We start from the raw sequence: 5,842 nt of genomic DNA, 5'->3' as shown, positions 1-5,842 counted from the left end.
ATTGGAAAAAATAGAAAACCGCCACCTATCTGCATAACATTAGTATTAGCATTATTACTCTGATCTAAATGCGCTTCTAAAAGTAAAATAAGGATTGTTAAAATTGGTAGCGCTAAGAGCAAACGGAGAAATACGGTTGCTCGATTGGATTTATTATTGTATTTAATGCTTAATTGTGCTGGACAGCCTTTATCTTCTAACATTTATTCATACTCCTTAATAATGACTTAGAAGGATTATAATTCTTCTAAGGTCTAGCGTCAATTTCTTTACTTTCCTTCTCTGAAGGCAACAAATCTTGCTTGCTAATACCAAGCGCTAAAATCATAGAACTTGCCACATAAATTGATGAGTAAGTGCCAATCACCACACCGATTAACAATGCTAGAGCAAAATTGTGAATAATCTCACCACCTAAGAAGAACAATGCTAACAATACCAATAGCGTTGTCACTGAAGTCATCAGTGTTCTAGAAAGTGTTTGATTAAGTGCAGCATTGATAATTTTTATAGGATCTGTATGTCGAGTTGATAAAAAGTTCTCACGAATACGGTCAAACACGACAATGGTATCATTCAACGAATAGCCGATCACCGCCAAAATCGCAGCCAACACTGTTAAATTAAATTCTATTTGCAAAAATGAGAAAATACCCAAGGTAACAATGACATCGTGAATAAGCGCTGAAATTGAGCCCAGAGCAAAACGATATTCAAAACGAAACGCAACATAAATCAGAATACCGATAAGCGCATACAACATTGCCAAACCTCCATCATTGGTTAACTCTTCACCAACTTTAGGTCCAACAAATTCCACACGACGGATATCTACATCATTGCCTAACAAATGAATAATCTTAGAGCTTAGCTTTGCACTGGAAATAGCTTGTGGCTCAAGACGAATTAGAATTTCTTTGGTTGAACCAAAATATCGTACACTAGCACCTTTAAACTTGGCTTCGCTAAGTGTGGCCCTCACATCAGCCAAATCAACATCTTGCTGATAACCTACTTCAAGCAAAGTGCCGCCAGTAAAATCAATGCCAAGCTTTAAACCATTGATTGACAGTGAAAATATTGAAACAAAAACCAATAATAACGAAAAAATAATCGCATAAGTTTGCTTGCCAATAAAGTCTATTTTAGGAATATTTAAGGCTTTCATATTGACAACTCCTGGTGTTTTTTACCACCGTAAATTTTATTAATAATGGCTCTAGAAACAATAATCGCTGTGAACATAGAAGTAATGATACCAATTGATAAAGTAATGGCAAAACCCTTGATTGGACCAGTGCCGAAACTGAACAATACTAACGCTGCAATCAGCGTGGTAATATTTGCATCTGCAATTGTTAAGAGAGCTTTATCGTAACCACTTGAAATGGCTTTTTGAATATCACTATTTGAGCCTAATTCCTCCTTGATACGCTCAAAAATGAGTACATTAGCATCCACTGCCATACCCACAGTAAGCACGATGCCCGCAATACCCGGCAAAGTCAATGTGGCCTGCAATAAAGAAAGCACCGCAACAATCATCGCCAAATTAAGCGTCAAGGCAATATTTGCCACCAATCCAAATACACGATAACGCATAGCCATAAATATTAGCACCAACATAAACCCAATAATAACACTCAATACGCCTTTTTCAATATTGTCTGCGCCCAAACTTGGACCAATTGTGCGTTCTTCAATAATCTCAATGGGTGTTGAAAGCGAACCTGCTCTGAGCAATAGTGCCAAATTACGCGCCTCTCTACCGCTGTCAATACCCGTAATTTGGAAGCGTGATGAGAATACACCCTCAATAGTGGCAGCGTTAATAATATCTTTGGTAGTCGTGCGTTTTTTAATGGTCTTGCCATTTTTAATGATAGTTTCTACCTTGTTCTCAATAAACACCACCGCTATACGATGTTTTAAATATTTTTTAGTAGTATCTAGCATTGCACGACCACCAATACTATCCAAAGTAATATTCACCATTGGTGCACTACGATCGTCAACACCTGAAGCTGCACCCGTAATATTTTCACCTGTGGCAATCACTCTGTTTTTTAACAATAAAGGCCTACCATCTTTAAAATAATAAAGTTTTGAACCAATGGGCATTCTGCCAGATTGAATGGCTGTTTGTGGGTCGTTCCTCTCATCCACTAATCTAAATTCTAAAGTTGCCACTGCGCCCAAAATCTCTTTGGCTCTTGCTGTATCTTGTACGCCTGGCAACTGCACCACAATACGCTCTAAACCCTGTTGTTGAATAATAGGCTCTGCCACACCTAACTCATCAACACGATTTCTCAGCGTCGTAATATTTTGCTTTAGCGCATTTTTTTTGGCGTTTTTTTGTGCATTATTGCTAATAGCAAGATAAATCATCAACTTATCTTGATTGTTGGTTTCTAAAACAACTAAATCGCTCAATTCTGACTTAATAATCTTTAACGCCTTCGCTCTTGTATCAACAGTTTTAAGGCGAATAACGATACGCTCGCCTTCTTTTTTAATACTCTTATATAGACGCTCAGCACGCAAGAGTGTACGCAACTCGTTATAGTGCTTATCAATCGACACCGCCATTACCGCATACATATCGACTTCCAATAGAAAATGCACACCACCGCGTAAATCCAAACCAAGCGACATGGCCTTACCGCCTAAATTAGACAACCATAATGGTACTGAAGGCGCAAGATTAAGTGCCACTACATAGTTACGGCCTAACGATGTTTTTAAAATGTCTTTGGCAGACAACTGACTGGCATTGTTGTCAAAACGCACCAAGATATGACGGTTTGATAAAGCGACTGATTTATAATTAACATCTTTACTTTTTAGCGTGTCGGTGATTTTATCTAAATCAGATTCAGTAACAAGCTTACCGCCAGCACTTGACACTTGCACTGCCAAATCTGAGCCAAAAATATTTGGCAAGGCGTATAAAATAGAAAGTAGTAAACAAAAGGCAATTAATGCATTCTTCAAGCCAGAGTATTGATTCATATTAGAAAGTACCTTTAAGCCTTAGTGCTGCCTTTAGGCATTTTTTGATTAATGCCTTGTTTTTGCACCTTAACCACCACACCACTAGCAATTTCAACCGTAGCAAAAGATTCATCAACCGACTTCACTGTGCCAACTATACCGCCATTGGTTACAATTTCGTCACCAGCCTTTAATGCACCTAATAATGCCTTATGGGCTTTTGCGCGTTTTTGTTGTGGTCTAATAAGTAAAAAATACATAACTACAAACAAAAGCACTAGTGGTATTAATTGGTTCAAAGCAGATGGGTCTGAATTAATACCTTCGGCAGCATGTGCGGGTGATATGATTAAATCTAATAAGTTCATTTTTCTCCTAAAGTAAGTTATTTAATAATGGTGATGCCACCCATATATTTGTGCAGCACATCGGGTATTTTAATACTTTTATCAGCCTGTTGGTGATTTTCTAACACTGCAACCAAAGTTCTACCTACTGCCAAACCTGAACCATTCAAAGTATGTAGTAGTTCCGGCTTATTAGTTTCTGGATTTTTCCATCTTAGCTGTAAACGACGCGCCTGAAAAGCTTCAAAACAAGAACATGAAGAAATCTCTCTATAAGCGTTTTGCCCCGGCAACCATACTTCTAAATCATAAGTTTTAGCAGCTGAAAAACCTAAGTCACCTGCACACAAATTAACCTTACGATAGGGTAGTTCTAATGCCTGTAAAATGCCTTCAGCATGACCGGTAAGCTCTTCTAATACCCGATAAGAATCCTGTGCTTTAACAACTTGCACCATTTCTACTTTTTCAAACTGATGCTGACGAATCAAACCACGCGTATCACGACCATAGGCGCCTGCTTCAGAGCGGAAACTTGGTGTGTGACCGACAAATTTAATTGGCAAATCACTCTCTTTCACTATTTTGCCACGCATTATGTTGGTGATTGGCACCTCACCTGTTGGTATCAAATACAAAGATTTTGCCTCTCCTTCTTCGCCATGCAAACTGGTTTTAAACAAATCTGCTTCAAACTTAGGCAACTGCCCTGTGCCAGTTAATGACTGCGCATTGACTAAATAAGGCACATAAGCCTCAGTATAGCCATTGTTCTCAGTGTGGTGGTCCAACATAAACTGGGTTAAAGCCCTGTGCAATTTTGCAATTTTTCCCGTCATTACGCAAAATCTACTGCCAGCAATCTTAGCAGCCGCTTCAAAATCTAAGCCGTACAATCCACCCAAATCAACATGGTCTTTTACTTCGAAATTATACTGACCTGACTCACCCCATTTTGACACTTCAATATTATCATCTTCAGAGTTGCCTTCTGGCACTGATTCATGTGGAATATTCGGCAACCCCATAACAATCGTGTCAATCTCTGCTTGAATGCTTTGTAATTCGGTTTTTGCTGCATCAAGCTTATCACCCAAGCCAGCAACTGCCTTTAATAATGGATTGATATCTTCACCCGCTGCTTTCGCTTTACCAATCGATTTTGATTGTGTGTTGCGACAATTTTGTATTTCTTGTGTCTCAATCTGATTCTTTTTACGCCTATCTTCTAAATCAGACAATGCGCTAGCATCAAAAGAGAAATTGCGCTTCTTCAGCGCCACTTCAATTGCTTTAATATCGTTTCTTAATTGCTTTTTACTTAACATTAGTATATAATGGTTATCTTATATAGATTGAATACTCTGCGTAAGGCGTGTTCACTTACAAACATTTAAGGAATTATACTATGTTCAACTCATTTTCAGGCAAAGATGCTTGTAAACTCTTGGCTGATGGCGCTCAATTAGTTGATGTGCGTTCAAGCACTGAATTTTCTCAAGGCGCGCTACCAAACGCAATCAATTTGCCTTTACAATCTATCATGAATGCAAAGAACATTCTTAATCAAGACAAGGCTATTGTTTTGTATTGTGTGTCAGGCGCTCGCTCATCAACTGCTAAAAATTATCTAGTGCAAATGGGCTTTGACAATGTCAACGACCTAGGCTCTTTCCGCAATTACAACTGCGAATAAATCACTAAACTCTATTGTTCATCTAAAGCCATAAACCTTATACTGTAAACTATTTATATGCGTGTAAAAAGTAAATGGCACAAAACCCAAGTCAAAACCATTGAAGATATCGGTGGCGCAATGGCATTTATTTGTTGGCGTATTACCAAAAACCATCTTGAGGATTTAATCAACGAAGGTTTTGTCATTGAAAAAGAACAAGTCTTTGATGTTATTGCTGAATATTTATGCTTTCTTATTCAATCCATTGACCGCCTTGTATTTAACACACTCAGCAACGAGCAACGACAAGAACTCATCCACAAATTGGCTAAGCAATCCGCCTTTTATTATCAAGAAAACAAAACCGAGCGCATCGGTGAAGGTAACCATTGGAAAATATTTATCAATACTTACAATCAGCGCTCGCAAGATTATTCAAACTACGACTTTATCGGCAATGAACCCGATTACCGCTTTTTAAGATACTTCGGTGAAAAAATCAAACTAGCCATGACCGATGTTGATGAAAAATGGATTGTGCAACAAATGGTTGAAATCCAAGCACCAAAAGCCTTTAAAAAAATCGCTCAAAGTGTTGATGACTTAGTATCAGTTGATAAAATCATCTCTAAAGAAGAAAAAACCAAGCAAAAGAAGGAAAAAATCCCTCGCTCTAAACGCGAATCAACACGCAAAGATTTGCAATACAAGAATAAATCCTCAAGCAATCATATTGTTTAGAGACTTTTGCATAACTCATAATTCTCCACCCTAATTTCAATTTTTAGATTTTTTCAAAAATATTTTCAAAACTACCTGG

The 5,842-nt window shown here is 37.9% G+C and carries 7 protein-coding genes; 2 read left to right on the top strand and 5 right to left on the bottom strand.

The genetic code is table 11. The features are described 5' to 3' along the window. The 5 genes from BAZSYMA_RS07855 to serS all read right to left on the bottom strand — a co-directional run. Positions 1 to 203 (bottom strand): hypothetical protein (locus tag BAZSYMA_RS07855; protein ID WP_143243161.1); only part of this gene is annotated, 203 nt, incomplete at its 3' end. A 44-nt stretch (positions 204 to 247) separates the two neighbouring features. Then, entirely contained in the window at positions 248 to 1,168 is a 921-nt protein-coding gene (secF, locus tag BAZSYMA_RS07850; RefSeq protein ID WP_090717596.1) for a protein translocase subunit SecF, read from the bottom strand. Beyond that, positions 1,165 to 3,015 (bottom strand): protein translocase subunit SecD, encoded by a 1,851-nt coding sequence (secD, locus tag BAZSYMA_RS07845; RefSeq protein ID WP_090717592.1) that lies wholly within the window; start codon positions 3,013 to 3,015, stop codon positions 1,165 to 1,167. The genes secF and secD overlap by 4 nt, the downstream gene beginning before the upstream one ends. A gap of 14 nt (positions 3,016 to 3,029) precedes the next feature. Continuing rightward, complete coding sequence (gene yajC, locus BAZSYMA_RS07840; RefSeq protein WP_090717589.1) at positions 3,030 to 3,365, bottom strand: preprotein translocase subunit YajC; 336 nt, start codon at positions 3,363 to 3,365, stop codon at positions 3,030 to 3,032. A 17-nt stretch (positions 3,366 to 3,382) separates the two neighbouring features. Beyond that, a complete protein-coding gene (gene serS / locus BAZSYMA_RS07835) occupies positions 3,383 to 4,672 on the bottom strand; it encodes a serine--tRNA ligase (RefSeq protein WP_090717586.1) in 1,290 nt (429 codons plus the stop codon). Between the two features lie 80 nt (positions 4,673 to 4,752). On the opposite strand from serS, the gene BAZSYMA_RS07830 reads away from it, so the two are divergent. Both BAZSYMA_RS07830 and BAZSYMA_RS07825 read left to right on the top strand, forming a co-directional pair. Continuing rightward, on the top strand, positions 4,753 to 5,040 hold the full coding sequence (locus BAZSYMA_RS07830) for a rhodanese-like domain-containing protein (protein ID WP_090717581.1): 288 nt from the start codon (positions 4,753 to 4,755) through the stop codon (positions 5,038 to 5,040). Positions 5,041 to 5,097: 57 nt separating this feature from the next. Next, positions 5,098 to 5,763, top strand: a complete 666-nt coding sequence (locus BAZSYMA_RS07825) for a hypothetical protein (protein WP_090717578.1) — start codon at positions 5,098 to 5,100, stop codon at positions 5,761 to 5,763. Positions 5,764 to 5,842 lie beyond the last annotated feature (79 nt).

It is taken from the genome of Bathymodiolus azoricus thioautotrophic gill symbiont, assembly GCF_001298715.1.
In the GTDB taxonomy this organism is placed as follows: domain Bacteria; phylum Pseudomonadota; class Gammaproteobacteria; order PS1; family Pseudothioglobaceae; genus Thiodubiliella.
This window is presented reverse-complemented; position numbering and strand designations above follow the sequence as displayed.

Excerpts from the sequence above, each read along its gene's own strand:
- secF (WP_090717596.1), bottom strand. The coding sequence starts at position 1,168 with ATGAAAGCCTTAAATATTCCTAAAATAGACTTTATTGGCAAGCAAACT.
- secD (WP_090717592.1), bottom strand. The coding sequence starts at position 3,015 with ATGAATCAATACTCTGGCTTGAAGAATGCATTAATTGCCTTTTGTTTA.
- yajC (WP_090717589.1), bottom strand. The coding sequence starts at position 3,365 with ATGAACTTATTAGATTTAATCATATCACCCGCACATGCTGCCGAAGGT.
- serS (WP_090717586.1), bottom strand. The coding sequence starts at position 4,672 with ATGTTAAGTAAAAAGCAATTAAGAAACGATATTAAAGCAATTGAAGTG.
- BAZSYMA_RS07830 (WP_090717581.1), top strand. The coding sequence starts at position 4,753 with ATGTTCAACTCATTTTCAGGCAAAGATGCTTGTAAACTCTTGGCTGAT.
- BAZSYMA_RS07825 (WP_090717578.1), top strand. The coding sequence starts at position 5,098 with ATGCGTGTAAAAAGTAAATGGCACAAAACCCAAGTCAAAACCATTGAA.